Source organism: Halobacillus sp. A1-3 (assembly GCF_050971765.1).
GTDB lineage: Bacteria > Bacillota > Bacilli > Bacillales > Halobacillaceae > Halobacillus > Halobacillus mangrovi_B.
This window is the reverse complement of sequence record NZ_JBPCEO010000007.1, coordinates 151,596-176,965: the sequence shown is the minus strand read 5'-3', so window position 1 is coordinate 176,965 and position 25,370 is coordinate 151,596. Positions and strand designations below refer to the sequence as shown.

Below are 25,370 nucleotides of genomic sequence, written 5' to 3'. Positions count from 1 at the left end.
CGACCACTCCTTTTCCTTATTCGTCTTTCATTATAGTATACTTCTCTAGAAATTTCGTATTAAAGTCTCCGCCAACAAAGATTTCATGTTCCATCATGCGCTGATGAAATGGAATGGTGGTATGAATACCTTCAATAACAAATTCGTCTAGAGCTCGTCTCATTCGACGGATCGCTTCGTCACGATCTCTACCGTAAGTAATCAACTTAGCGACCATGGAATCATAATAAGGTGGAATCATATATCCTGGATAAGCAGCTGAATCTACTCGTACGCCAAGGCCGCCTGGCGGTAAATACATATCTATTTTTCCTGCAGAAGGCATAAAATCTTTGAAGGGATCTTCTGCGTTTATTCGGCATTCAATAGACCAGCCTTCAAATTCAATTTCTTCTTGATTGAAGGAAAGTTTCTCATTGTTTGCGACTAAAAGCATTTCTTTAATCAAATCAACACCAGTCACCATTTCTGTAACGGGGTGTTCTACTTGAATTCTTGTATTCATTTCCATGAAGTAAAACTTGTCTTCCTCTTTATCGAAAATGAACTCAACCGTCCCTGCACCAGAATAGTTAACAGCGAGAGCTGCTTTTACAGCAGCATCCCCCATTTTTTCACGCATATCTTCGGATATCGCTGGAGATGGGGTCTCCTCGATTAACTTTTGCAAACGGCGCTGGATTGTACAATCACGCTCTCCAAGGTGAACAGCATTACCATGATTGTCAGCGAGCACTTGTATCTCGACATGGCGGAAGTTCTCGATAAACTTCTCTATATATACCCCAGGGTTTCCGAATGCCGTTTCAGCTTCTTGCTGAGTCATACGAATACCTTTTTTAAGGTCTTCTTCATCGCGGGCTACGCGGATACCTTTACCTCCGCCTCCAGCTGTCGCTTTAATAATAACCGGATAGCCAATCTCTTCTGCTACTTGAAGCCCTTCTTTCTCGTCTTTAATAATTCCTTCAGAACCAGGGACGATCGGGACACCTGCTTCCCTCATAGTTTCTCTGGCCACATCTTTTGTACCCATTTTTTGAATCGCATAAGAGGATGGTCCAACAAAAGTGATATTGCATTCCTCGCACATTTCAGCAAACTCTGCATTTTCAGAAAGAAATCCATATCCAGGATGGATCGCATCTGCCTCAGTAAGTGTGGCAAGACTCATGATGTTTGTATAGTTCAAGTAACTATCCTTACTCAATTTAGGTCCTACACAGTAGGCCTCGTCCGCAAGCTGCACATGTAGTGCTTCTTTATCTGCTTCAGAATAAACCGCTACAGTCGCAATCCCCATCTCTTTACAGGCACGGATAATGCGAACAGCGATCTCTCCTCTGTTTGCAATTAAAACTTTTTTAATCAAAAAACTCATCCCCCGTTATTTAGACTTTACGCGGAACAACGGTTGGCCGTATTCGACTAACTCACCGTCTTTGACAAGAATTTCGACGATTTCACCAGATACTTCCGCTTCAATTTCATTGAATAATTTCATCGCTTCTACAATACATACGACTGAGTCTTCTTTCACCTGATCGCCTTCTTGAACGTAAGGACCTTCTTCAGGTGACGGAGATTGATAAAATGTACCGACCATCGGTGAAGTAATCTCTTGGTCATAATCACTGCTACCTTGCTCTGTTTCAGGTGATTCCTGCTTCTGAGCTGGCTCTTCTTTTTGCTGGACAGGTTCTTTTGCTGTCGGCTCCTGTTGTGGAGCCGGCTGTGGCTTAGCTGTCTCCTGGACTTGTACAGGTTCTGTGACGACTTGCCCCTGCTGTTTCTTCATAGAAACCTTTGTTCCATCAGATTCATAACAGAATTCATCAATATTTGATTTGTCGATTAACTTAATAATTTCACGAATTTCTTGTACCTTTAACATGTCTGGCACCCCTTTATGTATAATTACTTTTATAACTGGTACTAAAAACTCCTCTTAATATTCTACGACATAATGGTACCTGACTGCAACTTGGTTATGGGAAAGCGTTTTAATTAGGAATGATTGCTAATTAATTTTTGAACAAAAAAAATCCCCCTGACCATTCAGATCAGAAGGGTAAACCTTAACTTGCAGGCTGAAATTGAACTTGAACTTCTTTTTGACCAAACTCATCCGAAACCATTTGGATAATCTGATTAGTTTCTGTTTTTGAAAGCTCATCCGACATCACTGTGACGTGGACCGTATCCTCTTCAGCTCTTACTAATACATCCTCATAAGCGGCACTTGCACGGATTGTATTTTCTAATATGGATTCTTTCGATTGAGTCTCTTTCAACGTTTCAATCTTTTCTAGCGCCTCATTTTTTTCTTGTGTTGTGAAATTACTGGACGCTACAATGTCAGATAGCTGTTCTTGTAATTGATCTCGTTCATTTTTCATATCGAGGCGAATGGCTGCAAATAATTCATCCGTCGACACTTGTGAAATCACAGTACCATCTCCTGTTGTCTCGACCCCGTCCATTCCTTCTGCTCCACTCTTTTCTTCCGTCATTTCAGCGAATTCATCCTCTTGTATGAAAGCCATTTCTCCATTATCAGGAGACGTCATATAATATACACTCAAAACGATCAAAAGACTTAACATTGTGAGTAACCATACGGTTTGTTTTTTTACCAAGAGAAACCCTCCTTATTGTTTAGGCAATACTGAAATTCTGTGGCTCGGGACATCAAGCACCCTGGACACTGCTTCGACCACCCACCCCTTCACTTTCATTTGGTCAACCCCTTTAGCTGTGACAAATACACCGCTAACAGCTGGTTTTTGAGTTTTGGTCAATAAAGGAACTTCACGATCCCCCTGACGGACAAGGACTAATTGCTCTTCCTTTGAATAATCCTCAATCTCCCTCTCCCCTCCATTCTTATCTGTTTCCTGTGTGGTTTGTTTACTTATAATTAAATTTTTGTCATACACTTTTTCATGTGTGGCTGATAAATTAATCATTATATCCACCGCACTAACCCCTTCGATATTTTCCAAAAGAGGCTTAAGCTGTTTTTCATATTCTGATTCCAGCAAAGAGATGGAGTCTGTCATTTCAGGAGATTCTGCTTCTGCTTTTTGTTCAGATGAAGTTTGAGATGGCATTTCCGGCTCTGGTTGTCCTGAAGATTGGAACCAATTGCTTGTTAAGATAAACAGCACCCCAATCAGACCTAACCCAATCACATATTTAGGCTTGCTTATTTTACTGCCTTCTTTCCCAGACAAAGGTTGCAAAAGTTTATTCCACCATTTACTCATCCTCTTCCTCCCAGCGGATCTCGATTTGATCTTTGTTTAAGTCCAAGTGATCAGCTATCCAATCTCGAACCTCTTCATCTTCTTTGTTTTCCTCAGAGCTGGGCTTATCCATGATCGAAATATTCACTTCATCAACCGGTGCTTTCTCCTTTACCGGTGAAAGTGTCACCACCAGCTTGTCCAGTGTCTCCATTTGATAGGGTTTGTTCAGAAAGCTCATATCAAGGTTGACCAGCTGCAGGTGGAGGTCTTGTTTAAGCGGTTCTTCCATTTCTTTCGCTAAAGCTTGGGTAACCTGTTCTAATTTATATGCGTCTTGTCCCTCAACTATTTCATTTTTCTTCTTTTCTATACTTTCATCTAAAGCTAAAGTGTCTACTTGTTGATCCATAGAATATTCAGCTGATTTCAACAGTTGATTCGGATCGACTTTAAGTACTTGGAGGAGCGGCCCTAAAAAAATGAGCAGCAGTAAAATGGACATGACAAGCCGGGCGTATTTCTTCATCAGGCCTGATGGAAGAAGAGCATCGGCCACCATAGCTAATAAAAGAAAAAGTACGATCCTCGTAATCCATTCTGTAAATACATTCATCACTATGCCCTCTCACCTCACCATCATTGTGATATTGCTAGCTGCGACCATAATGACGATGACAAGAAAAAACATCATCGATACCATAAGTAAAGCCGCAAACACATACATGATATGGCGGCTGACAACAGACATTGCTTCTATAATTGGACCATCACCAAGCGGTTGCAGCAGGGCGGCTGCCAATTTATATATAATAGCTATAGCAAACACTTTTAATGCAGGGAATATGGCTATGCCCAAAAGTATGACGACCCCGGCAATACCTAATGTATTTTTTAAGACGAGGGATGCCCCTAGGATAGTGTCGGTAGCATCCGTGAACAAACGCCCCACTACAGGAACAAAATTCCCTGTGACAAACCGGGCTGTCTTCATCGTAACCCCATCTTGTACGGCTGTTACCGTGCCCTGGACAGAAATGACCCCTAAAAAAATGGTTAAAAAGATTCCCATTACAGCAAGCCCTGTCTTCCTAAGCAGTTCAGCGAGCTGATCAACTTTATAGGTATCATTCAACCCACCGATGATCAACAACAGTGCTGAAGATGCAAACAAAGGGATTAGAAGGTATTTAACCAAAAGCCCGCTCGATTGTACGAGTGCAACGATAATCGGATGGAAAAATGAAATCGACATCAGATGGCTAAATGAAGCCATGATGCCTAATAGTAAAGGAAGAAGTCCTATCATAAAGCTGCTCATTCTATCAATGGCATCAAGCGTATAACCAATCACTTGACGGAAACTTTCCAGTGCAAGTGTTAATAAAACCAAATAGATCACAAGATATGCAATTCTGCTCACAACAGAATTCTCAAAGGAAGATTGCACCGAGTGCAGCAATGTACTGAACAAAGTAAGAAACAATAGTGAAGCAAGGAGTTTACCATTCACCATCAGCTCGTGAAAGAAAAATTTTAGTAATCCAGAGAACCAATCCGACGATTTTATTGAGCCTTCGGATTGGATATATTCTCTAAAATTATCCATTGTGAAGGTAGGTACATATTCACCATATTTTTGACTCAATTCTTTCCAGCTAGCTTCCAACTCCTCTGTTGAAACATGATCTAGCATGGATGGTACTTCTTCTGGTGAAGTGGAAGGTGAAGTCGAAGCCAACGAAACCGACGGAAAACATATCAGAATAAATAGAACAAAGCTTATGATAGATAATCGTTTCATTGGATACCTCGCTATCTTATCCTAAGTGCCCGGGTATGAAATTCAGTATCGTTTCAATGACAGCTGTGACAATAGGAATCGCAAGCATGAGAATAAACAGCTTCCCTGCAAGCTCCACTTTTGATGCTAATGAATTCAAACCTGCATCTCTGATCAGTTGCGCTCCGAATTCTGCGATATAAGCAATTCCGATAATTTTTAAAATTGTTTTAAAATAGACAGGTTCCACTTGGGCCTGGTCAGCGATATAGGAGAGAAGAGTAAATATATATTTTACTTGGTCTAAGATGGACAAAAAGATAATAATAACCGTAAACAAAAGAAGCAAAAAAGCGGCGGAAGATTTTTGCTCTTTTAACAAGATAATTAAAAGTGCCGCTATTAAGCCCAGTGATACGACTTGGATAATATCCATAAGCTACCCTTGATACAGAAATACTGATTTTATTTGTTGGAACAAATCCGCCAGCCTGTAAAGTACGATAAAAAGTACAATAATGAAGCCAGTCAGCGTAACAGCTTGAGCAATTTCCTCTTTTCCCATCTGTTTTAAAATGCTATGAATCATAGCGACGATAATTCCGACACCTGCTATTTGAAAAAGAATCGTTGCATCCTGCAGCACAATGCCCCTTCCCCCTTTAAATGATAAGAATGATAACTAACAACCCACTCAAGACTCCCATTCCGCGTGCCATTCTTTGATATTGCTCGCAAACTTCCAGTGCTTCATTAAGTTCACGATCGAGATGATGAAGAGTTAGTTGGATCTGCTTCTGCTGCTGCTCTAAGTCGTGCTGTCCAAGAGTTTGGCCAAACTGGGTCAAAATTTCCCACTCACTCTTCGTCAGTGCATTCATGGACCAATGTTTTTTTAAATGACTCGTCCACCGTTCAGAGAAATCAGAACAATATTCTTTTTCTTCCGTGATACTTTTAAAAAATTTTCCAATCGGTTCAGGAAGATGGAGAGATAGGTTTTCACAAACTTCCCATAAGGACGATTGGCCGAACACCATTTCTGCTTCAATCATTTGAAGCGCATTTTTCCATTGCCTAATGTGTCCTGGCCTTTTTTTGTAACGAGCCGCTATATCAAAACCCGCCCAAGTGGTGACGGACAGGATTATTAGAGCTCCGAGCCACTCCATCGTTTCTCCTCCTTTCCATTTGTGCAATAACTTGTCCAGTTTCATCAAGAACCATTGTGGCTCCAGGTTTTTTGTCCGTAAGCCTCCCAAGTACTATATAACGATCAAACACTTTTTCCGTTATTAAAGAATTCGTTGACGGACGATTTCTTGCAGATTCGAAACTATCCCCGTGAATACTGCAAATGACCTCAACCCCCGTATAAGCAGCCTCTCGGACTGCATCAGCATCTTGTATCCCTCCAATTTCATCAACTACAATGACTTCAGGTGACATTGAGCGTATCATCATCATCATGCCTTCTGCCTTCGGACAGGCATCCATCACATCTGTTCTGGACCCTACGTCCAATTGAGGAACTCCTTGCAGGCTCGCTGCAATTTCTGATCTTTCATCGACAACTGCTACCTTTGAAGCTGGATAAATGCGGTTAGACCCTATCATTTGTGCCAACTCACGAAGTAAGGTAGTTTTTCCAGAATGTGGCGGTCCTATGATCAGAGTGCTTGTCCACCTGCCATCATGATATAGATAAGGCAGCAACGGTTCTACGTGGCCTCTTGTTGACCTTGCTACTCGGATATTCATAAAAGATACGTGCTTTACGGTATCCACTTTGTCGTTTATTGTGTTTACCTTTCCAGCAAGTCCTACTCTGTGGCCACCCTCAATGGTAATAAATCCATCTTTCAACTGATCTTTGAATCGGTAGAGTGAGAATTGACTGATCTGGTTTAAAACATAAGATAGATCTGCAGCTGATAAACAGCCTTGTGACAAACAAGCGTTAGTGGTCGAATCAAGGATTTCAATTTTGTGCTGGACTCTTAAACGAATTTCTTGGACTGTCTCCCAATTCACATTCTTTTTTAAGAGAAGTTGAAAGTGATCAGGAAACAACCTGATAATCTCTTTCATCCTTTCTAACTCCTTTATATGGTTTACTTCATATGTATGTCCCTCTCTCACTCTTATGACAGGTTAAATGATATAAAAATAGAATTTATAAGAGCTCTATTAAAAAAAGCCCGCTCCCATAAAGGGAGCGAGCTTATTCGTGTACTCTATTAATTTGCACGAGAAACATATTTTCCATCTGTTGTACTGATCACAAGAACTTCTCCTTGATTAATGAAGAAAGGTACTTGGACGATCAATCCTGTTTCAAGTGTTGCAGGTTTTGTGCCACCGCTAGCGGTATCACCTTTGATTCCTGGTTCTGTCTCTACAACTTCCAGTTCCACATTTTTAGGTAGTTCTACACCGATGGTCTCACTTTGATAGGACTGGATTTGCACTTCCATGTTTTCCTTCAAATAGTTCAACTGCTCTTGAATTAAAGCAGAAGGGATTTCCACTTGTTCAAAGGTTTCCATATCCATGAAAGCGTGCATATCTCCATTAGCGTAAAGGTACTGCATTTTTCTGTTTTCAATATGAGCACGCTCTACTTTTTCTCCTCCACGGAAAGTTTTCTCTTGGATATTTCCATTTCGAAGATTACGCAATTTAGAACGGACAAAAGCAGCCCCTTTTCCAGGTTTCACATGCTGAAAATCCATAACCTGCCAAATTCCTCCGTCTACTTCGATCGTTAAACCTGTTCGAAAATCGTTTACTGATATCATCAAATATTCCTCCTTAATTCCTTTTACAACTTACAACGTGATCAATTCTTTGGTGGATGTACTTAGACGTTCATTTCCTTCTTTGGTAATAAGGGCATCGTCTTCAATACGACATCCGCCTACATTAGGCACATAAATTCCCGGCTCTACAGTGACAACCATTCCTTCCTCTAACCGCTGGTCGGAACGGAACGATAATCCTGGACCTTCATGCACATCCAGACCGATTCCGTGACCGGTAGAGTGACCAAAGTATTCGCCATATCCTTTTTCTTTAATATAATCCCTAGTCAATGCATCCGCTTCTATCCCAGTAATACCTGCCTTTAACCCTTCCATACCCTTTAACTGGGCTTCTAGAACAGTATTATAGATATTTCTGAGCTCATCGCTGATTTCTCCAACGGCAACAGTTCTCGTAATATCCGAACAATAACCTTTATAAAGGGCACCGAAATCAAGAGTCACAAGCTCACCAGCTTGGATTTCCTTCTCAGAAGCAACTCCATGTGGTAGAGCTGAGCGATAGCCTGAGGCTACAATGATATCAAAACTGGAAGAAGTGGCTCCTTGCTTTCTCATAAAGAACTCTAGCTCATTGGATACATCAATTTCTTTTATGCCTGGTTTTATGTAGCCAAGGATATGCTCAAATGCATCATCTGCTATTTTTATTGCATCCTTTAATATACTAATCTCCTCATCCGTCTTAATCAAGCGTAACTTTTCCACAAGACCGGCAGTTGGTACTAGTTCTGCGCTCAATTCATCATTATATTGCTCATACGTATTATATGTAACATGATTTTTTTCAAAGCCAATTCGTTTTAAGCCTAGTTTCTCTACCTGATTCGAGATTTCCTTATGCATAGGATTCTTGTGTTCAATCACTTCAAATTCTTTTGCTTGCTCGGCTGCTTGACCAGTGTAGCGAAAATCTGTAACTAATTTTGCTTCCTTGTTCGTAATCAATAATGCAGCGGATGAACCGGTGAATCCTGAAATGTAACGCCGATTTTTAGGACTCATGATTAGTAGACCATCCAGTTCTTCTGTCATGATCGCTTTGCGTAAACTCTCCAACTTACTCATGAATCATTTCTCCCTTCATCCTCTATCTTCTTAATTAAACCGAGGGTGGCTAAACGATATCCATCTATTCCAAAGCCTACAATCTGCCCTGAACATACTGGTGCTAACATTGAATGATGGCGGAATTCCTCCCGGCTGTGCACATTCGATATGTGAATTTCGATAACTGGAACCGATATAGCACTAACCGCATCCCTCATGGCAATACTCGAATGAGTATAAGCAGCAGGATTGATAATTATTCCTGCCGCACGACCTACAGCACTCTGAATCTGATCTACTAGATCTCCTTCATGATTCGATTGATAAGCTTCAACTTCATACCCTTGTTCCCAAGCTGTATCTTTTACAAGGCGGACAACATCCTTGAGGGTATGGCGGCCGTATTTGTCAGGCTCTCTTTTCCCTAACATGTTTAAATTTGGACCATTGATCAATAAAAGTCGCTTCATACTGCCTTGCGCTCCCCACCTTTTTGAAATTGCTATTCACCTTCAGTTTATCATACTCCTTGCTCGTTTGAATACGATTTCGCAGTCTCATTGAACTCTCTGTATTCATACGAAATGGAATACCCTATAAATACACCATATAAAATGAACAAACACCCGGTTGTTACCCACGTGTCGCTATTCAAATCTAAGAATGCTGGGATTGCAGGAAACAAAGGTGTAAGGACGATGAAAATAAGCGCCCATAAGACTAATCCATAAACAAGGCCTGGCCATATACCGTTCTTGGTCTTTAGGAGCATGTAATAAATAATCGCACTTACCAGGGACAAAATACCTACTATGAGAATTGCAAGCACATCGGCAAGCCATGTCCCTGTCCATTCTGTCTGCAAGTAAGACCGAAATAGAAACGACGCTGGAGACACCTCAGTAAAGTTAAAATAATACGCAATGGTCGCTAGCCCGCTCCATAGAATGCCGGACGTAAAACCAGTGATCAGTGCTTTTGTAAAAACGCTTTGTTTTGGTTCTTGCTGGTTTTGTTGTTTTGGCTGATCTGTCATCTATATCACCTCATCACTTAGCATTTACCAACCTATAAAAATCATGCTAATATCGACAATTTTATCGCTAGTTATAGGGGCAGTTTTGAGGTAAAATAAAAGAAAGCTCAGCTTTATTACGTGTTTAATATTCCCCTTAAAATGGTATCGTTTAGAAAGACCGGTTGAGCTTTTGATAACATCATCCACATAGACTAAAACATCATAGTTTTGCATAATCCTAGAAAAAACGGAAAGACTCTAAAAGAACATGGGTGCTTCAAGCATAAATAATAAAACTACTCAGGCACTAAGCAAGTTGTCGAAAAAGCTCTATAAATGTTCTTGAGTATGATATAAAAAAAGATTTAGTGGTATATAAGTAATAAGACATATTTGATGATGACTTTCAAGAAGGGAGGAACTATAATATGCGTAATTGGATGACTCCTATCATCTATACACTTTTTGCCCTTGCCTTGCTATACGTAGGAATTCAGTTGTTTACAAACACATCAAGCTTTCTATCCTCAATTGCAATGATGATTGGGATTGCTGCATTGGTATATGGAGCCATTTACTTCTTGTTTCTTAGAAATCGAGGTTTCGGGGGCGGAGGCAACCGTACCGAGATGAAAAAATACAAGCAAGCTGTGAAACAATCGAAACAAAAATACAAACAGCCAGCACCGACTATCAAAAAAAGCAGTATGGCAAAACCGAAAGTAAAGCCTTCACCTGTAGGTAAAAAGACTCGTAAGCGCTCAAGCGCTCCTCACTTAAGAGTCATTGAAGGAAACAAAGACAAACATAAAAATCGAGCCACTTTCTAAGCCGGCTCGATTTTTTTATTTTTTCCATCTTTGCAGGAATTCTTTAGCGTGTTCTCTTCCTATTTCCATAAGGTATTCTTTTTCTTTCGGACTCATATTAAAATCTGTCGTTTGAACCCCCTTTACAGGTATGAATATCACGTCTTTACTAGACTTTGGTGAAATATACCTCGCATCATGAGCTTGCTGCATAGTCTTAAATAAAGCATGGAACATTTGAATAGCATTGCGGATTTTCTTTTCAGGGAGCTTATCCGGAGGATCGCTTAGCTGCATTCCAATTATAGGACGTTTTCGGCAAATCCCTTTCGTTTCCCATATCCAAATTGGAAAGTTACTCAAAACGCCTCCATCTACAATAACTGACTTACCTTTTTTCCCATGGATTTTAACCGGAATAAAAAAATATGGGAGTCCTGAGCTCATACGAACAGCCTTTGCTACTGAAAATGTAGCAGGGTCAATTCCATAGATACGTTTGAGATCATCGGGGAGAACAACAATACGTCCGAGGGTTAAATCAGAGCAGATAATCTTCAGGGAGTTGTTTGGCAAGTCGGCAAACGTTCGGACACCTTTCTCTTCCAGCCACTTCTCCAATGTAGCTTCTAATCGATTTCCTTTATATAGTCCTAAACGATAGTAGAGCATTAACCACTTCATAAAAGGGAGCAGCTGTTCTGTAAAAGGAATATCGACGAGCTTTTCAAAAGAGAGCGTTTTTAATTTCTGCTTTAGTTCTGGAGCGGTATAACCAGCTGCAGTAAGGGACGCTAAGATAGCTCCTGCTGATGTCCCGGCTACTCGAGCGAACGTGTATCCTTGATCTTCAAGCTCTTCCATAGCGCCGATAAAAGCGAGTGCCTTTACACCACCACCCGAAAAAACGCCATCAACCTTCATTTTACTCACCCCACTTATTTCATTTATAAACAGGTGAAGTTTGAATTAGAACACGTAAAAAAGGACGCATCCATATGCGTCCTTATTCTTCGCTATTTTGTTCTTCATTTTTTTGCTGGATTTCCCTTAATGCATCGACCCGCTTCGGTTGTTCATCGAAATACTGAACAAGATCACCGATCCTGTCTATTGAGTTCCAGCTCAAGTGGTGCTCGATACCTTCCACATCATCATATATGTTCTCATGGTCCACACCGATGATTTCTAAAAATTGTTCTAGAAGTTCATGGCGGTAGACAAGACGTTTGCCTACTTTTTTCCCTTTTGGTGTCAAAATTAGCCCTCTGTACTTTTCGTAATTCAAATACTGATCACGATCTAATTTCTGGACCATCTTTGTAACAGAAGACGGGTGGACCTGTAGGTTTTCTGCGATATCAGAAACACGAGCATAGCCCTTATCTTCTATAAGTATATAAATTTGCTCAATATAATCTTCCATACTTGGTGTCGGCATGATAAACCCCCAATATAACCTGTCCTATGTAGGTTCTTTCATAAAAAATCATACACTAGTTTCTTCGCTGTGACAAGAAAGCTACTGCTAAAAAAGGAAGACACCAGACCTTATCAGGTCTGATGTCTTGTTTGCTTTTGAAATTATAGTCCACATTTCAGTTGAGCATTACAATTCGTACATGTATTACATCCACCAATGTCCTCTACAGTTCCTTTTCTACAAACTGGACAAGTATCTCCCACTTCTGAACCAATGGTCACTTTCGTCTTTTCCAGTTCGTGAACAGTGTCCATAAGAACGACTCTCGGTTTCCTATCTTCTTCAAATTCAAAGGTTGTCTGTTCACCTTCGAAATCATTTTCCTCTGCTTTAAGAGATAGAACCTGACTGTCACGGCTGCCATCTACATATACCGTTCCACCTTTAGCTCCGCCACGATATAGTCTCTGATATACCTGCTCAACTTGTTCGACAGAATACCCTTTTGGTGCATTGACAGTTTTTGATATAGAGCTGTCAACCCAACGCTGAATAATGCATTGGGTATCTGCATGGGCTTCAGGTGACATTGTCATCGCAGTCACAAACCACTCTGGAAGCTGATTTGGATCTTGTTCAGGGTGTTCATCCAAATACTCCTTCACAATGTCAGCTTTAACTTCTATAAACTTCCCGAGACGCCCGCTTCGGTAATAAGAGAAAGAGAAATACGGCTCGAGACCTGTACTTACACCCACCATTGTTCCAGTACTCCCTGTTGGAGCTACTGTAAGCAAGTGTGAATTACGTATTCCGTGTTCCAGGATGCCTTCTCGGATATCTTCTGGCATTTCTTTCATATATCCAGTATTAATGAAATCTTCTCGAAGTTTGAATGTTTCCTTTTCTGTTTCTCCCACCAGGAACGGAAAACTTCCTTTTTCTTTTGCTAAGTCAATAGAAGCACGATAGGCTGTTGTCGCGATCGTTTCAAAGATCTGATCAACCAATTGGTTTCCTTTTTCCGATCCATATTCTGTCTCCGTATAAATGAGAAGGTCATGCAAGCCCATGACGCCTAGTCCTACACGACGCTCTCCTAATGCCTGTACTTTGTTTTCTTCCAGGAAATACGGCGTCGCATCAATTACGTTGTCCTGCATACGGACGCCTGTTCGAACAGTATGCTTTAATTTATCAAAATCGATGGATTTGTTTTTCTTATCGGCAACGGAAGCTAAATTGACCGCAGCTAGATTACAAACCGAATATGGAGCTAGCGGTTGCTCTCCACATGGGTTTGTTGCAACTACTTTTTGCCCGTAAGCCGTTGCATTAGTCTTCTCGTTCGCGTTATCGATGAAAAAGATCCCTGGCTCAGCAGAATATGTGGCGCAAATATTAATCAAATTCCACAATTCTTTCGCCTTTACTGTGCGGTAAGTTCGAATGCCGAACCCACGCTCCGCCCACTCACGAACATCTCCGCTCTGTTGCCATTCTTCATTGTAGATGTCCATCTCATCCATTGTATAGTTTTCTACATCTGGAAAACGAAGATGATACTCAGTGTCATTCTCAACAGCATCCATGAATTCTTTTGTAATACATACTGAGATGTTTGCACCGGTAAGGAACTCAGGGTTATGAACGGTATAATTACCGCCTGTGTTCAACTTGTCTTCTGCCTCCTGAAGGCTTTGTTCTGTGAACCCGCCCAGACCAGGCATATGTTTATAGTTTATTACACTTTGATACAAATCTTTTTCTGTCTCCGTAAGAGGGGTGAACTTCAATTTATCTTGTGCTAACTGTTTAATTTGTTCATCAGTCGTGTTTTCGATAAGGAACCTGAGAATTCTCGGATTTTGCATTTTAGAGATGATGAATTCAATGATATCTGGATGCCAGTCTGCTAGCATTATCATTTGTGCTCCACGTCTTGATCCCCCTTGTTCGACAAGGTGAGTCAGTTTTGCAATGTCATCAAGCCAGGAAACAGAACCGGAAGATTTTCCATTTACCCCTCTGGCTAGAGTATTACGTGGCCTTAGAGTTGAACCATTCGTCCCTACTCCGCCGCCGCGAGACATAATTTCCATCACTTGTTTACGGTGATCGGATATCCCTTCTCTTGAATCCTGGATATAAGGCATTACGTAGCAATTGAAGTAAGTCACGTCCGTGTTCGAGCCTGCTCCATAAAGTACACGGCCTGCAGGTATGAAATTCAAATTAGAGAGCTCTTCATAAAAATCTTTGAAGCTCTGATCTTTTTTCTCTGGGTCTACTTCTACCTCAGCAAGTCCTGTGGCATTCCTTAGTGCAATTTGCTCGTAAAATACTTCCAATGGTTTGTCAATCGTATCAAGATTTCGTGTAATTAGCCCTGTTTCCCTTTCTTCCTCACGATCAAGGACGTTTACGAATTCGTTCTCAACTTTTACGACAGCTTCGTGTTTTTGCCAGTCAATTGATTGTATAAAACCGAAACCGCGCGCTGGAAACTTAGGATCATCTTTTACCGTCAGAACGACAAAATCGCCTTCTGAAAGTGTAAGTTTCTCTGTGTCTTTAAAAGCATAACGGTCAAGCATGACCAGTCTTGATACCCCTTTATGGGTAATTGACATATCAGAAGTAATCTCATGAACTTGAGGAAACTGACGGATATCGGCGTTCAACCGTTCTAAATTAATTTTTGTATGGACGTCACTGGATGTAGTCGTCTGCATTGTAAACCTCTCCCTTACACTTAAAAATCAATCATTAAGTATCTTAATACTAGTAAGATACCACATATACAAAAAGTTAATCAATATATTGTGTTTGATATAATAAGTTTTTCTATATATTGTGTTTTTGAACGAATATGTAGAAACTTGTCAATCAGATAATCCTAAGGATATCATAAAGAACTGAAGATAATGAAAGAAAAAACATCATTTTATCATTCTGTTTACTTTTTTTATCGGTTGCACCATCTGCCTAGTTTAAAACCGCAACAGGACGAGAGTCAAAATATATGTACACAGAAAATTTTTTTTGAAATGCTGACCATTCCCTCCTATAATAGATTAAGGAAGAGAGAAATGGGGGGAAACTGTGATGGAATTATGGATCTTGATTGGAGCTGCTGTTCTACTAGTAGTATTCGGTTTGTATAGATTCTTCAAAGCCAGAAAAATTATGAAAACACTTACGGAAGAGGAGTTTCGCCAGGGCTACAGAAAAGCCCAGTTAATCGATGTAAGAGAGCCAAATGAATTTGACGGTGGTCATATTCTTGGAGCACGGAACATACCAGTTTCTCAAATGCGCAATCGTCTGGTTGAAATCCGTAAAGACAAGCCGGTCTATTTATATTGCCAAAGTGGAGCACGGTCGACACGTGCTGCAATGCTCCTAAATAAAAAAGGTTATGATGATTTAAATGTCCTGCAAGGCGGATTTAAGAAATGGACAGGGAAAATCAAATCCAAAAAATAGATCGTCAACCCTGTATGAACACAAAAAGATCGAAGCTCTCATTGAGCTTCGATCTTTTTGCTTATTACTCTTTTGAATACCTCAAAACAGGTTTACGAGCAGCTAATGTCTCGTCCATACGACTCACAATAGTCGTATGCGGAGATTCCTGAACCTTTTCAGGGTCTTCTTTTGCCTCTTCAGAGATTTGGATCATAGCGTCTATAAACGCATCCAACGTTTCTTTCGATTCCGTTTCGGTCGGCTCGATCATAAGTGCTTCTTCTACGTTAATTGGGAAGTAGATGGTAGGCGGATGGTAGCCGAAATCGAGTAGACGTTTGGCAATATCCAACGTACGTACACCAAGTTTCTTTTGACGCTTACCAGATAGGATGAATTCATGCTTACAATGACGATCAAATGGAAGGTCGTACTCTTCCTGTAAACGGCGCATCATGTAATTCGCGTTAATAACGGCATATTCACTAACCTTCTTCAATCCTTCTGGCCCCATTGTTCGGATGTAGGTATAGGCACGAACATTAATCCCAAAGTTGCCATAATAGGGTTTGACCCGTCCGATCGACTTAGGTCGATCATAATCAAATACATACTGCTCATTCTTCTTAGTTAAAATTGGCTTAGGTAAATACGGTTCTAATTCAGCTGTCACCCCTACCGGTCCTGACCCTGGACCGCCTCCGCCATGTGGTCCTGTAAAGGTTTTGTGAAGGTTCAAGTGAACGACATCAAACCCCATATCCCCAGGTCGTGCATACCCGAGAATCGCGTTAAGATTTGCGCCGTCATAATACAACTTCCCACCTGCACCATGCACAATTGCTGCCATTTCTTCAATGTCCTCTTCAAAAAGACCTAATGTATTTGGGTTAGTCAGCATTAGCGCAGCTGTCTGGTGGTCGACGACCCTCTTCAAATCATCTAAGTCCACCAAACCTCTATCATCTGATTTAACAGTGACAGCTTCAAAACCAGCAACAGTAGCAGATGCAGGGTTGGTTCCATGTGCTGAATCCGGTACGATCACTTTAGTCCGCTCGTAATCACCATTTGCTTCATGATAAGCTCTGATCATCATCAATCCCGTCCACTCTCCGTGAGCACCGGCGGCAGGTTGAAGAGTAACAGTTTGCATTCCCGTAATAGAAGTCAGTGACTCTTGAAGGTCATACATCAAGTGTAGCGCCCCTTGTACAGTTTCTACTGACTGATAAGGATGAATATGACTAAAGCCTGCTAAGCGCGCGACATCTTCGTTCATTTTAGGGTTGTACTTCATCGTACATGAACCGAGGGGATAGAAACCAGAATCAACACCATGATTCCTTTTTGAAAGAGCCGTGTAATGCCTCATAATCTGAAGCTCACTGACTTCAGGTAAATCTGGTTCACTTTTACGAATGAAACTAGAGCCAATCATACTGTCCACATCAGATTCAGGTACATCTAAATCAGGTAAGCTGAATCCTGTACGACTTTCTTGACTGAGTTCAAAAATTAATGGAAAGTCCTGATTAGTCATGAATATCCCCCAATTCTTTAACAAATTGATCAATCTCATCCTTAGTTCTAATCTCTGTTACAGCAATGAGCATATGACCTTTGAGCTCATCGTGTGTCTGACCAAGGTCATACCCGCCAATGAAACCTTTTTGAAGTAAATGACTGTTTAATTGAGTGACATCTTTTCCGATTGTAACTACCAGCTCATTAAAGAATGGGCCTTCAAACGCAACTTCAAAACCATTTGCAGTCAATTGCTTTTTCATATAGGTGGCTTTCTGAATATTCATCCAAGCCATTTTCTTAATTCCCTGTTTACCGAGTGATGACATAGCAACAGAAGAGGCAAGAGCATTTAGAGCCTGGTTTGAACAAATGTTGGATGTTGCTTTATCACGACGAATATGTTGTTCACGTGCCTGAAGGGTCAATACAAAACCACGACGGCCATCCTCATCCACCGTTTGACCCACAAGACGCCCTGGTACTTTACGCATGAGCTTTTTTGTAGTTGCAAAATAACCACAATGAGGCCCGCCAAACTGAGCAGGAATGCCAAACACTTGAGCATCTCCCACAACAATATCCGCGCCAAATTCCCCCGGCGGAGTAAGATAACCCAGGGCAAGTGGATTACTGGATGTAATCAACATTGCTTTTTTCTGAGAGTCAACGAGCGTTCTTACTTGATCAAGAGGCTCAATCTGTCCAAAGAAATTAGGATACTGCATAACAACACTAGCTGTACTATCATCCAATTCCTTTTCAAGCTGCACAAGGTCTGTGAGACCGTTTTTATGATCTATTTCAATTACCTCTACCCCAGGTCCTTTGACATAAGCATGAATGACCGCTAATGATTCCGGATGAATGGCTTTAGACACCAACACCTTCTTCTTTTTTGTTTGACCTGCGGAAAGGTTAACCGCTTCTGCTAGAGCTGTTCCTCCGTCATACATGGAAGAGTTTGCAACATCCATGCCAGTCAATTCGCAAATCATCGTCTGGAACTCAAAAATTGCTTGCAGTTCACCCTGAGAAATTTCCGGCTGGTAAGGTGTATAAGCTGTGTAAAATTCTGATCTTGAGATAACGTGATCTACAATTGATGGGATGTAATGATCATAAACACCAGCACCTAAGAATGAAGTGTGTGTTTTCAAATTTACATTCTGAGCGGCAAGTTCGGTTAATTCTTTCGTCAATTGAAACTCATTTCTTGGCTCTTTAATATCCAAATCACCTTTAAATCGGATAGATTCTGGAATATCAGAAAACAATTCCTCAGATGACTGAACACCGATGCGTTTCAACATATCTTTTTTATCTCGATCCGTCATTGGTAAATAGCGAAATTCCATTCGTGCTTCCCCCCAGTTCTTATCGTTTATAGAAAGGTGTAGCTACAACTTTAGCTTTAAGCTTCCTTTTACGGACTTGTACCGTTACCTCTGTCCCTATTTTTGTATACTCTTTGTTGAGCAGTGCTAAGCCGACATTTTTCCCAAGCGTAGGGGACTGTGTGCCTGTTGTCACAAAGCCAACTTTTTCATCACCATCCAGAACCTCATAATGGGTTCGGGGAATGCCTTTATCAATCATTTCAATTCCTACCAGCTTGCGGGAAGGACCTTCTTCTTTTTGCTTCTTTAACACTTCTTTACCAATAAAATCTTCCTCTTTATTTACTTTGACAGCAAAATTCAAGCCAGCTTCAATTGGTGATATGTCTTTACTGAGTTCTTGACCATACAGGGCAAGATTTGCTTCAAACCGCAGTGTATCACGAGCGCCAAGCCCAATTGGCTGGACTCCCTTTGACTCTCCAGCCTGTAAAATTGCCTGCCAAAGATCTGCACCCGAGCGGGAAGGCAAATAAATTTCAAAACCATCTTCACCCGTATATCCAGTACGAGATACGATGCCTCCATCTTTTACACCTTTGAATTGGACGTCAGATTTAAAACGGAAGAATTTGATCGTGGATAAATCTGTATCTGTTAACAATTGCAATGTTTCTTCAGCTGAAGGACCTTGAAGAGCGAGCTGTACATACTCATCAGATACATCTTCTAACTGAACGTCACCCTCAGCATGCTCTTTCAACCAATCAGAATCTTTCTTTCGATTCGCAGCATTCACGACAAGCAAGTAGTTCTCTACTTCTAATTGGTAAACGATCAAATCATCGACGGTCCCCCCGTCTTCGTAGCACATAATTGTATACTGCGCTTTACCTGGTTCTAGTTTGGACACATCGTTTGTAAGCATTTTTTGCAGGAAACTTAGACTATCTGTCCCTTTAACCGTTACTTCTCCCATGTGAGAAACATCAAACAGCCCTGCACGGCTTCGCGTTGCTTCATGTTCCTCTTTAATGCTAGAGAATTGCACTGGCAAGTCCCAGCCTCCGAAATCTATCGTTTTAGCTCCAAGCTTCTCATATTCAGGATAAAGCGGTGTTCGTTTTAGATCGGACATCCTAAATCACTCCTTCAAGACTTATTATTCCTATAAAAAAAGAGACTCCACCGTCATTTACGGGAGTCTCTGTCCGTTCACCAGAAAGTTTCACGACCGTCATACAACTAATGAAGCCGCTTGCTTCTTGGGTGGTTTACTTGATGTAAACTCTCTCCAGAGTTGCGTCCTACAGAGGTCTGTTTGCCTGAGAGATTCGCAATGTGCTTGCTCCTTCGGCGCTACAAGTGTAGTCTCTCCCCCTGCAGTCATTCGCTTTCGTATTTTCTAAGTTTCAGTTGGACATACTAACTGATAACGCATGGATTTACTCTTCATTATTCCCGTTCATTATATCACAGGGGATAATGAATTTGACATGTAATTCTACAATAATTCTCAATTTTTGCACATGAATACACAGAATCGATAGGGGTTTATGCATATGATCGAAATTCAACATGATAAAGCATTCATTCGTGCGCTGACCAATGACCTTGACCATCCTGAAAAACTGTCCAATTGGGATGGTTTTCGGCTTGCCTATCAGGCAGCAGGTTATAACACTGTCCCGCGATTCGATGGTTTACTAGCATTAGATCACTTGCCACACGTCAATTTCTTAGAGCATCAAATTAACGCTGCTGAAAAAGTCGTTCACCACATGAACGGAAGAGCCATACTTGCAGATGAAGTCGGGCTCGGAAAAACTTTAGAAGCGGGTCTGATCATGAAGGAATACATGATTCGAGGCATCGCACGTAAGATTTTAATTTTGACTCCCGCTTCCCTTGTAAATCAGTGGGTACAAGAATTAAATGAAAAATTTTATATTCAGGCTGCCTCTCCCAGGAAGAAGCAAGCGGCCTGGAAAGATTGGGACGTTACAGTCACTTCCATTGATATGGCTAAACGGGAAAACCATAAGGAAGAAATCTTATCAATATCCTATGATCTGATCATTATCGATGAAGCTCACAAACTGAAAAATCATCAAACGAAGAACTACCAATTCGTGCAATCTTTAAAGAAGACTTACTGTTTATTATTAACAGCAACCCCGATACAGAATAAGTTAAGTGATTTATTTAATCTTGTTTCAATATTAAAACCCGGTTATCTCGGCAATCTCACTCAGTTTAAGAAGAAATATCAATCAGATGCGAAAAAAGATCAAAACATTGAACATATCCATTCCTTAGTTGGAAAAGTAATGATTCGTAACCGAAGAAAAGATACGGGTCTTGATTCTTCTAAGCGTCTTGTAACAAATGAACGATTGACGTTTACAGATGAAGAGATGAAACTATACAGCGAATTAGAAACCTTAAAATCCAACCACCCTTCCTTTACTTGGCTTACGCTGGCTAAAGAACTATGTTCTTCACGTGAGGCTTGCTTTATGTCTCTAAAGCAAATGAAAGCTCAAGCGAATGGACAGCAAGCAGAATTATATGAGTATTTTATTGAGAATCTTGGTAAACTCCCCCATCACGCTAAAGCCAAACGTATGGTTGAGATTATAGAGAAATCAGATGATAAATTTATAGTGTTTACCGAATATCGCGCCACACAGTTTTATTTACAATGGTACTTACAACAGCACGGGATTTCCTCTGTGCCTTTCAGCGGCAAGTTCAATAAAAGTAAAAGAGATTGGATGAAGCAGCTTTTTAAAAATAAAGCTCAAGTAATGATTGCAACCGAAGCCGGTGGAGAAGGGATCAATCTTCAGTTCTGCCACCAAATGATCAACTACGACCTTCCTTGGAATCCGATGCGATTGGAACAGCGGATTGGACGTATTCATCGTTTCGGCCAGGAGCAGGACGTTAAAATCTACAATTTTGCCATTGAAGGAACAATAGAAGACCACATCATGCAGATGCTTTATAAAAAAATTGAGATGTTTAAAAACGCAGTGGGTGACTTGGATCAGATATTGGAGCAGATTCCTGGAGGTTCGTTTGACCAGCAAGTGCAATCGATTTTACATCAGTCTGAAAGTCAGGGAGAGATCGATATTAAACTGAAAAATCTCGTGAGCTATGTAGAATACTCTATAAATGAAAAGAGGGAATCGAGTTGAACGAAAATCCTTATTTTGATTTTGTCCAAAATTTCTTTATCTCGTACGGATGTTCAGTTGTCGAAAAAAGCAATTCCTTCTTAAAAATCCAATTAACTAGTGAAATGGACGAAGAGATTATGAACCGTCCTTTTTATTGGCATTACATGAAAAAAATGAAACGTGCCGGTGAACCGATGCAATTGACCTTCACCCATACTGATCGTTCAGAGGAAAAAGGGATTTATCTCCACGCAGGAACACCTAAGCTTCACACCCTTTATAAAACAGCTATAACTAAAGGGAAAACCTCCCGTTTATACGAATCAATCGATCAGCCTGTTGAGAACAGAGCTTTGACACCTTGGCTGGTCGTAAATATATTACTGCATTTTAGAGGTAAGCAGGCAAAAGATGAGAGGATTTCTATTGGCCTGAATCTTATCCACGGAACGATGCTTAAAGGAATGATGGAGCGTATTTGGGATATTGACTTTCATTCCACCGTTTCGGACTATACGTTTCCGATGACACCTGTCATTGGTATTTCTAGCGCTTATAAAAGAATTGAACAATATGTTGAAAATCATTTAAGTACCCTTGATGACCAGTGGGCTAAGGACTCTTTGCATCAAATGGATGAGGAAAGAGAACTATTGAATTCATTTTATGAATCAGAGGATATTGGGCTTGATTATTTTACAAAGGAGCAAGAGCAAATCGATAAACGCTATCTCCCCCGGGTGCAAGTAGAAGTCGTGAATGGAGGACTCTTTTACATTTCACAGCTAACCAGTCAAAATCTCCTCCAAAATAAAAAAGCCGTTCATTAACATCTGAACGGCTTTAAAAATTAGTGATTGGAAGTTTTCATTTTTCGACGAATCATTTTTAAGGCTAATGGAATCATTCCAAACCAATAGGAAGATGACTTCTTGGAGGGTTTTGCAGCCTTTCGCTGCTCTTTTTCCTGCTTTGACAATTGCATATATTTGACCATTTCCTCTGTTAAATACTTTACATAGTCATTACGATCCATGAAATCCCCTTCTTTTCTATACTAGTTACACTTAGTATGGACGGGATTTTAACCTTTTAGACATGCCTCAATCTCTTGAGCAATTTGCTTTGGAGTTTTTTTATCAACAGCAACGATGTAATCCGCGGTTCGTTCATAAATAGAAAGGCGCTCTTTGAACCTTGACTCTTTCTCTTCCAAATCCCCTTTCCAAAGCGGACGTTTTGTATCCTCTTCCAACCGCTCAAGAATCGTATGCCAGGAAGCTTTTAGATAAACCACCGTATTTTCTGACAATATCTCTCGATTTTCTTCTGACAGAATAACACCTCCGCCGGTTGAAACAATGCCATCTTCATTAATACTTTTTAGAAATTCTGTTTCTTTCTCTCTAAAATAAGATTCTCCATACTGGGAAAACATCTCAGCAATTGATAAACCCTCCTGTTTTTCAATACACTCATCCATTTCTATGTAGGGCCTGCCTAAGTCTGTACTTAATTGATGAGCCACAGTTGATTTTCCACTTCCCATAAAGCCAATTAAAAATATCACTATATACACTCCTTAAAAATATTTTTAGAAAAAGAAGGAAATTATCAAAATATGTCGAATACAAACTATTGTAAAACTAAAAAGTGAGGTGATCTTATTTTTGAAGTCTATAGCAATCTTTGCCCACGACATACTCATTTCCGCTATTCAGCAAACCGCCTCTGACATTCACTTCTCCCCGTACTCAGAAAATGCAAGTATTTATTTTCGCATTCATGGCGAAAGGATTTTCCACTCTTCTCTTCCATTACCACTTTACCAGAAACTTTTAGCATATTTTAAGTTCAAATCCGGGATGGATATTGGTGAACTTCAGCGTCCTCAAAACGGTACAATGCAGCACAGAGCTGACCAGCAGATTTTCGATTTAAGACTTTCCACTCTACCTATTACCGGAACAGAAAGCTTGGCCATCCGCGTCCTTTCTCCTATGAACTATACCCCACTTGAACAACTCTTTTTATTTCCTACACAAATTAAACGGATTGAGCAATGGTTGAATCATGCAAGCGGAATGATCCTATTTACAGGCCCTACAGGAAGCGGGAAGACTACAACATTATATGCCCTGCTGCAATCTCTGATGAACCAACGGTCCTTTCAAGCCATTACACTGGAAGATCCTATTGAAAAAGATTTGAATAACATTATTCAAGTTCAAGTCAATGAACGCGCAGGGATCACTTATGACACTGGCTTGAAGGCAGCACTCCGCCATGACCCTGATTTACTTATGGTCGGAGAGATAAGAGATCAATCTACAGCTCAATTCGCTTTCAGGGCAGCCTTGAGCGGCCATCTGGTTATCAGTACCATCCACGCGAAAGATGCTTATGGAACCATTCGTCGCTTGAAAGAAATGAATATCCAACAAGCCGATCTGGAACAGACACTGATTGCCATTGCAGCTCAGCAATTGATTCCCATCCATGGAAATGCCTTTCTTCCAAAACGAGCTGCAATCCTTGAGATGCTGGACGGGTCTCTGCTTGAACGTGCCGTTGGAGATCGTTCTCCTTACAATCATAAGAGATTCCAATCGTTTGCTGATCTAAGGAGGAAGGCTTATGCACTCGGTTTTATCGAGGATCTTAAAGTTTCAAATAAGGCGTGAAAAAATACTGTCCACTCCACAACAAGCCTTATTTTTTCACCGATTAAGTCATATTTTATCAAAAGGATACCCCTTACTGAACGCACTGAAAATGACCGGCTGGGATCCTGCCTTAAAACCGATTGCTGATGAGCTATCTATGTACCTTGTTAGAGGGGAGAAAATTGATACAGCCTTCCAAAAAGCAAGATTTTCATCAATGATTACTAACTTCCTCTATTTCGGAAGGGTACACCACGATTTACCGGTTATATTTAAACAGTGCGAGCAGCTTTTGCAAATGAAAAGAGATTATCAGCGAAAACTAATGCAAGTGCTTCGTTATCCTCTGCTGTTATTCGTTTTTCTCCTCCTAGCTTTTACGATCATCAAACAAACCATCCTCCCTAACTTTCTTTCACTTTTCCAAGACGACCAACAATCCTTATGGCTTATGATGGGAGTTAATTATCTCATCAATGGACTTGGTTTCATAGGTTTAGTCATTTTGTTTATCAGCATCACTTTTCCTTTGGTCATCCCTAGACTTCCCCTTGAAACAAAATTAAAGCTCTACCAAAGAGTGTTCTTCATCCAATATTACCACTCGTTCCATTTATCTTACCTCTTTACTACACACCTCCAATCCCTTCTGACAGCCGGTTTAACTCTAAAAGAAGCCTTGGAAGTTATAAGTGAACATGAAAAGTATGAAATCCTTTCTTATTATTGCAAGCTTATCCTCGAAGAACTTGGAGAAGGGACTACCATTGGACAAGCGATGCATTCCTGCCCTTTGTTAAGAAAAGAACTCACTTCTCTTTTCCACCATACCAATGACACCTATACACTGAAAGATGAATTAAGTATGTTGACTTCTTTTTTCATCGAATACTTTAACGACAAAGCAAGCAAGACGCTACAGCTCATCCAGCCTTTGTTTTTTATGCTCATCGCGGTTATAGTCATATGTATTTACGCTTCCATCATGCTTCCTCTCTATCAGTGGATGGGAGAAATATAAA

28 protein-coding genes and 2 riboswitches are annotated in these 25,370 nt (G+C 40.6%); of the genes, 6 read left to right on the top strand and 22 right to left on the bottom strand.

Annotated features, from left to right (window positions below; all coding sequences use genetic code 11):
• Nucleotides 1–16: 16 nt before the first annotated feature.
• The 14 genes from accC to ACRYKC_RS13730 form a co-directional block, all read right to left on the bottom strand.
• On the bottom strand, nt 17–1,372 hold the full coding sequence (gene accC / locus ACRYKC_RS13795; RefSeq protein ID WP_433807304.1) for an acetyl-CoA carboxylase biotin carboxylase subunit: 1,356 nt from the start codon (nt 1,370–1,372) through the stop codon (nt 17–19).
• Between the two features lie 15 nt (nt 1,373–1,387).
• Nucleotides 1,388–1,894 carry an acetyl-CoA carboxylase biotin carboxyl carrier protein gene (accB, locus tag ACRYKC_RS13790; protein ID WP_433807302.1) on the bottom strand — a complete coding sequence of 169 codons (507 nt, stop codon included), beginning with the start codon at nt 1,892–1,894 and terminating at the stop codon, nt 1,388–1,390.
• A gap of 184 nt (nt 1,895–2,078) precedes the next feature.
• Nucleotides 2,079–2,639 carry a SpoIIIAH-like family protein gene (locus ACRYKC_RS13785; RefSeq protein ID WP_433807300.1) on the bottom strand — a complete coding sequence of 187 codons (561 nt, stop codon included), beginning with the start codon at nt 2,637–2,639 and terminating at the stop codon, nt 2,079–2,081.
• A 12-nt stretch (nt 2,640–2,651) separates the two neighbouring features.
• Nucleotides 2,652–3,269 (bottom strand): stage III sporulation protein AG, encoded by a 618-nt coding sequence (spoIIIAG, locus tag ACRYKC_RS13780; RefSeq protein ID WP_433807298.1) that lies wholly within the window; start codon nt 3,267–3,269, stop codon nt 2,652–2,654.
• Nucleotides 3,262–3,864 (bottom strand): stage III sporulation protein AF, encoded by a 603-nt coding sequence (gene spoIIIAF / locus ACRYKC_RS13775; RefSeq protein ID WP_433807296.1) that lies wholly within the window; start codon nt 3,862–3,864, stop codon nt 3,262–3,264. Before spoIIIAF ends, spoIIIAG begins: the two co-directional genes overlap by 8 nt.
• Nucleotides 3,865–3,876: 12 nt before the next feature.
• Nucleotides 3,877–5,052 (bottom strand): stage III sporulation protein AE, encoded by a 1,176-nt coding sequence (gene spoIIIAE, locus ACRYKC_RS13770; RefSeq protein ID WP_433807294.1) that lies wholly within the window; start codon nt 5,050–5,052, stop codon nt 3,877–3,879.
• A 16-nt stretch (nt 5,053–5,068) separates the two neighbouring features.
• Complete coding sequence (spoIIIAD, locus tag ACRYKC_RS13765; RefSeq protein ID WP_085029564.1) at nt 5,069–5,467, bottom strand: stage III sporulation protein AD; 399 nt, start codon at nt 5,465–5,467, stop codon at nt 5,069–5,071.
• A gap of 3 nt (nt 5,468–5,470) precedes the next feature.
• The gene (gene spoIIIAC, locus ACRYKC_RS13760; protein ID WP_035547729.1) at nt 5,471–5,677 is read right to left on the bottom strand and encodes a stage III sporulation protein AC; all 207 of its coding nucleotides are present in this window, start codon (nt 5,675–5,677) and stop codon (nt 5,471–5,473) included.
• A 16-nt stretch (nt 5,678–5,693) separates the two neighbouring features.
• Nucleotides 5,694–6,203, bottom strand: a complete 510-nt coding sequence (spoIIIAB, locus tag ACRYKC_RS13755; RefSeq protein WP_433807293.1) for a stage III sporulation protein SpoIIIAB — start codon at nt 6,201–6,203, stop codon at nt 5,694–5,696.
• Nucleotides 6,148–7,122, bottom strand: a complete 975-nt coding sequence (gene spoIIIAA / locus ACRYKC_RS13750) for a stage III sporulation protein AA (RefSeq protein WP_433807292.1) — start codon at nt 7,120–7,122, stop codon at nt 6,148–6,150. The genes spoIIIAB and spoIIIAA overlap by 56 nt, the downstream gene beginning before the upstream one ends.
• A 149-nt stretch (nt 7,123–7,271) precedes the next feature.
• A complete protein-coding gene (gene efp / locus ACRYKC_RS13745) occupies nt 7,272–7,832 on the bottom strand; it encodes an elongation factor P (RefSeq protein ID WP_433807291.1) in 561 nt (186 codons plus the stop codon).
• Between the two features lie 30 nt (nt 7,833–7,862).
• Nucleotides 7,863–8,924: a M24 family metallopeptidase gene (locus ACRYKC_RS13740; protein ID WP_433807290.1), complete on the bottom strand. Its 1,062-nt coding sequence runs from the start codon at nt 8,922–8,924 to the stop codon at nt 7,863–7,865.
• Nucleotides 8,921–9,376: a type II 3-dehydroquinate dehydratase gene (gene aroQ, locus ACRYKC_RS13735; RefSeq protein WP_433807289.1), complete on the bottom strand. Its 456-nt coding sequence runs from the start codon at nt 9,374–9,376 to the stop codon at nt 8,921–8,923. The genes ACRYKC_RS13740 and aroQ overlap by 4 nt, the downstream gene beginning before the upstream one ends.
• Nucleotides 9,377–9,426: 50 nt before the next feature.
• Complete coding sequence (locus ACRYKC_RS13730; protein WP_433807288.1) at nt 9,427–9,942, bottom strand: YqhR family membrane protein; 516 nt, start codon at nt 9,940–9,942, stop codon at nt 9,427–9,429.
• Nucleotides 9,943–10,352: 410 nt separating this feature from the next.
• Between ACRYKC_RS13730 and ACRYKC_RS13725 the strand changes: the two genes are divergently transcribed.
• Nucleotides 10,353–10,754 carry an SA1362 family protein gene (locus ACRYKC_RS13725; protein ID WP_433807287.1) on the top strand — a complete coding sequence of 134 codons (402 nt, stop codon included), beginning with the start codon at nt 10,353–10,355 and terminating at the stop codon, nt 10,752–10,754.
• 15 nt (nt 10,755–10,769) lie between these two features.
• Here ACRYKC_RS13725 and ACRYKC_RS13720 read toward each other — a convergent pair whose 3' ends face one another.
• From ACRYKC_RS13720 to ACRYKC_RS13710, 3 genes are all read right to left on the bottom strand, one after another.
• Nucleotides 10,770–11,657, bottom strand: coding sequence for a patatin-like phospholipase family protein (locus ACRYKC_RS13720; protein WP_433807286.1), 888 nt, complete (start codon nt 11,655–11,657; stop codon nt 10,770–10,772).
• A gap of 82 nt (nt 11,658–11,739) precedes the next feature.
• Nucleotides 11,740–12,174, bottom strand: coding sequence for a transcriptional regulator MntR (gene mntR / locus ACRYKC_RS13715; RefSeq protein WP_085029555.1), 435 nt, complete (start codon nt 12,172–12,174; stop codon nt 11,740–11,742).
• A gap of 143 nt (nt 12,175–12,317) precedes the next feature.
• The gene (locus ACRYKC_RS13710; RefSeq protein ID WP_433807285.1) at nt 12,318–14,891 is read right to left on the bottom strand and encodes a vitamin B12-dependent ribonucleotide reductase; all 2,574 of its coding nucleotides are present in this window, start codon (nt 14,889–14,891) and stop codon (nt 12,318–12,320) included.
• 373 nt (nt 14,892–15,264) lie between these two features.
• Between ACRYKC_RS13710 and ACRYKC_RS13705 the strand changes: the two genes are divergently transcribed.
• Nucleotides 15,265–15,645: a rhodanese-like domain-containing protein gene (locus tag ACRYKC_RS13705; protein WP_433807284.1), complete on the top strand. Its 381-nt coding sequence runs from the start codon at nt 15,265–15,267 to the stop codon at nt 15,643–15,645.
• Nucleotides 15,646–15,709: 64 nt separating this feature from the next.
• On the opposite strand, the gene gcvPB is transcribed toward ACRYKC_RS13705, so the two are convergent.
• From gcvPB to gcvT, 3 genes are read right to left on the bottom strand one after another with little or no spacing between them, the layout of a single operon-like run.
• Nucleotides 15,710–17,170 (bottom strand): aminomethyl-transferring glycine dehydrogenase subunit GcvPB, encoded by a 1,461-nt coding sequence (gene gcvPB / locus ACRYKC_RS13700; RefSeq protein ID WP_433807283.1) that lies wholly within the window; start codon nt 17,168–17,170, stop codon nt 15,710–15,712.
• Entirely contained in the window at nt 17,163–18,512 is a 1,350-nt protein-coding gene (gene gcvPA / locus ACRYKC_RS13695; RefSeq protein ID WP_433807282.1) for an aminomethyl-transferring glycine dehydrogenase subunit GcvPA, read from the bottom strand. Before gcvPA ends, gcvPB begins: the two co-directional genes overlap by 8 nt.
• A gap of 19 nt (nt 18,513–18,531) precedes the next feature.
• Complete coding sequence (gcvT, locus tag ACRYKC_RS13690) at nt 18,532–19,632, bottom strand: glycine cleavage system aminomethyltransferase GcvT (protein WP_433807281.1); 1,101 nt, start codon at nt 19,630–19,632, stop codon at nt 18,532–18,534.
• Between the two features lie 67 nt (nt 19,633–19,699).
• A riboswitch (glycine riboswitch) is annotated at nt 19,700–19,794 on the bottom strand.
• 3 nt (nt 19,795–19,797) lie between these two features.
• A riboswitch (glycine riboswitch) is annotated at nt 19,798–19,884 on the bottom strand.
• Nucleotides 19,885–20,056: 172 nt separating this feature from the next.
• Between gcvT and ACRYKC_RS13685 the strand changes: the two genes are divergently transcribed.
• Together ACRYKC_RS13685 and ACRYKC_RS13680 are read left to right on the top strand one after the other, a co-directional pair.
• Nucleotides 20,057–21,700 carry a DEAD/DEAH box helicase gene (locus ACRYKC_RS13685; protein ID WP_433807280.1) on the top strand — a complete coding sequence of 548 codons (1,644 nt, stop codon included), beginning with the start codon at nt 20,057–20,059 and terminating at the stop codon, nt 21,698–21,700.
• Nucleotides 21,697–22,512: a YqhG family protein gene (locus ACRYKC_RS13680; RefSeq protein WP_433807279.1), complete on the top strand. Its 816-nt coding sequence runs from the start codon at nt 21,697–21,699 to the stop codon at nt 22,510–22,512. The genes ACRYKC_RS13685 and ACRYKC_RS13680 overlap by 4 nt, the downstream gene beginning before the upstream one ends.
• 20 nt (nt 22,513–22,532) lie before the next feature.
• Here ACRYKC_RS13680 and ACRYKC_RS13675 read toward each other — a convergent pair whose 3' ends face one another.
• Nucleotides 22,533–22,718: a YqzE family protein gene (locus ACRYKC_RS13675; RefSeq protein WP_433807278.1), complete on the bottom strand. Its 186-nt coding sequence runs from the start codon at nt 22,716–22,718 to the stop codon at nt 22,533–22,535.
• A gap of 48 nt (nt 22,719–22,766) precedes the next feature.
• On the bottom strand, nt 22,767–23,252 hold the full coding sequence (locus tag ACRYKC_RS13670; RefSeq protein WP_433807277.1) for a shikimate kinase: 486 nt from the start codon (nt 23,250–23,252) through the stop codon (nt 22,767–22,769).
• A gap of 100 nt (nt 23,253–23,352) precedes the next feature.
• Here ACRYKC_RS13670 and comGA point away from each other — a divergent pair, with 100 nt between their 5' ends.
• Both comGA and ACRYKC_RS13660 read left to right on the top strand, forming a co-directional pair.
• Nucleotides 23,353–24,366: a competence type IV pilus ATPase ComGA gene (comGA, locus tag ACRYKC_RS13665; protein WP_433807276.1), complete on the top strand. Its 1,014-nt coding sequence runs from the start codon at nt 23,353–23,355 to the stop codon at nt 24,364–24,366.
• On the top strand, nt 24,320–25,369 hold the full coding sequence (locus ACRYKC_RS13660) for a type II secretion system F family protein (protein ID WP_433807275.1): 1,050 nt from the start codon (nt 24,320–24,322) through the stop codon (nt 25,367–25,369). The genes comGA and ACRYKC_RS13660 overlap by 47 nt, the downstream gene beginning before the upstream one ends.
• Nucleotide 25,370 lies beyond the last annotated feature (1 nt).

Excerpts from the sequence above, each read along its gene's own strand:
- ACRYKC_RS13730 (WP_433807288.1), bottom strand. The coding sequence starts at position 9,942 with ATGACAGATCAGCCAAAACAACAAAACCAGCAAGAACCAAAACAAAGC.
- ACRYKC_RS13710 (WP_433807285.1), bottom strand. The coding sequence starts at position 14,891 with ATGCAGACGACTACATCCAGTGACGTCCATACAAAAATTAATTTAGAA.
- gcvT (WP_433807281.1), bottom strand. The coding sequence starts at position 19,632 with ATGTCCGATCTAAAACGAACACCGCTTTATCCTGAATATGAGAAGCTT.
- efp (WP_433807291.1), bottom strand. The coding sequence starts at position 7,832 with ATGATATCAGTAAACGATTTTCGAACAGGTTTAACGATCGAAGTAGAC.
- spoIIIAF (WP_433807296.1), bottom strand. The coding sequence starts at position 3,864 with ATGAATGTATTTACAGAATGGATTACGAGGATCGTACTTTTTCTTTTA.
- spoIIIAA (WP_433807292.1), bottom strand. The coding sequence starts at position 7,122 with ATGAAAGAGATTATCAGGTTGTTTCCTGATCACTTTCAACTTCTCTTA.
- gcvPB (WP_433807283.1), bottom strand. The coding sequence starts at position 17,170 with ATGACTAATCAGGACTTTCCATTAATTTTTGAACTCAGTCAAGAAAGT.
- gcvPA (WP_433807282.1), bottom strand. The coding sequence starts at position 18,512 with ATGGAATTTCGCTATTTACCAATGACGGATCGAGATAAAAAAGATATG.
- ACRYKC_RS13720 (WP_433807286.1), bottom strand. The coding sequence starts at position 11,657 with ATGAAGGTTGATGGCGTTTTTTCGGGTGGTGGTGTAAAGGCACTCGCT.
- ACRYKC_RS13725 (WP_433807287.1), top strand. The coding sequence starts at position 10,353 with ATGCGTAATTGGATGACTCCTATCATCTATACACTTTTTGCCCTTGCC.
- ACRYKC_RS13740 (WP_433807290.1), bottom strand. The coding sequence starts at position 8,924 with ATGAGTAAGTTGGAGAGTTTACGCAAAGCGATCATGACAGAAGAACTG.
- spoIIIAB (WP_433807293.1), bottom strand. The coding sequence starts at position 6,203 with ATGGAGTGGCTCGGAGCTCTAATAATCCTGTCCGTCACCACTTGGGCG.
- accB (WP_433807302.1), bottom strand. The coding sequence starts at position 1,894 with ATGTTAAAGGTACAAGAAATTCGTGAAATTATTAAGTTAATCGACAAA.
- aroQ (WP_433807289.1), bottom strand. The coding sequence starts at position 9,376 with ATGAAGCGACTTTTATTGATCAATGGTCCAAATTTAAACATGTTAGGG.
- spoIIIAE (WP_433807294.1), bottom strand. The coding sequence starts at position 5,052 with ATGAAACGATTATCTATCATAAGCTTTGTTCTATTTATTCTGATATGT.
- spoIIIAD (WP_085029564.1), bottom strand. The coding sequence starts at position 5,467 with ATGGATATTATCCAAGTCGTATCACTGGGCTTAATAGCGGCACTTTTA.
- ACRYKC_RS13685 (WP_433807280.1), top strand. The coding sequence starts at position 20,057 with ATGATCGAAATTCAACATGATAAAGCATTCATTCGTGCGCTGACCAAT.
- ACRYKC_RS13660 (WP_433807275.1), top strand. The coding sequence starts at position 24,320 with ATGCACTCGGTTTTATCGAGGATCTTAAAGTTTCAAATAAGGCGTGAA.
- spoIIIAG (WP_433807298.1), bottom strand. The coding sequence starts at position 3,269 with ATGAGTAAATGGTGGAATAAACTTTTGCAACCTTTGTCTGGGAAAGAA.
- ACRYKC_RS13705 (WP_433807284.1), top strand. The coding sequence starts at position 15,265 with ATGGAATTATGGATCTTGATTGGAGCTGCTGTTCTACTAGTAGTATTC.
- mntR (WP_085029555.1), bottom strand. The coding sequence starts at position 12,174 with ATGCCGACACCAAGTATGGAAGATTATATTGAGCAAATTTATATACTT.
- ACRYKC_RS13675 (WP_433807278.1), bottom strand. The coding sequence starts at position 22,718 with ATGGATCGTAATGACTATGTAAAGTATTTAACAGAGGAAATGGTCAAA.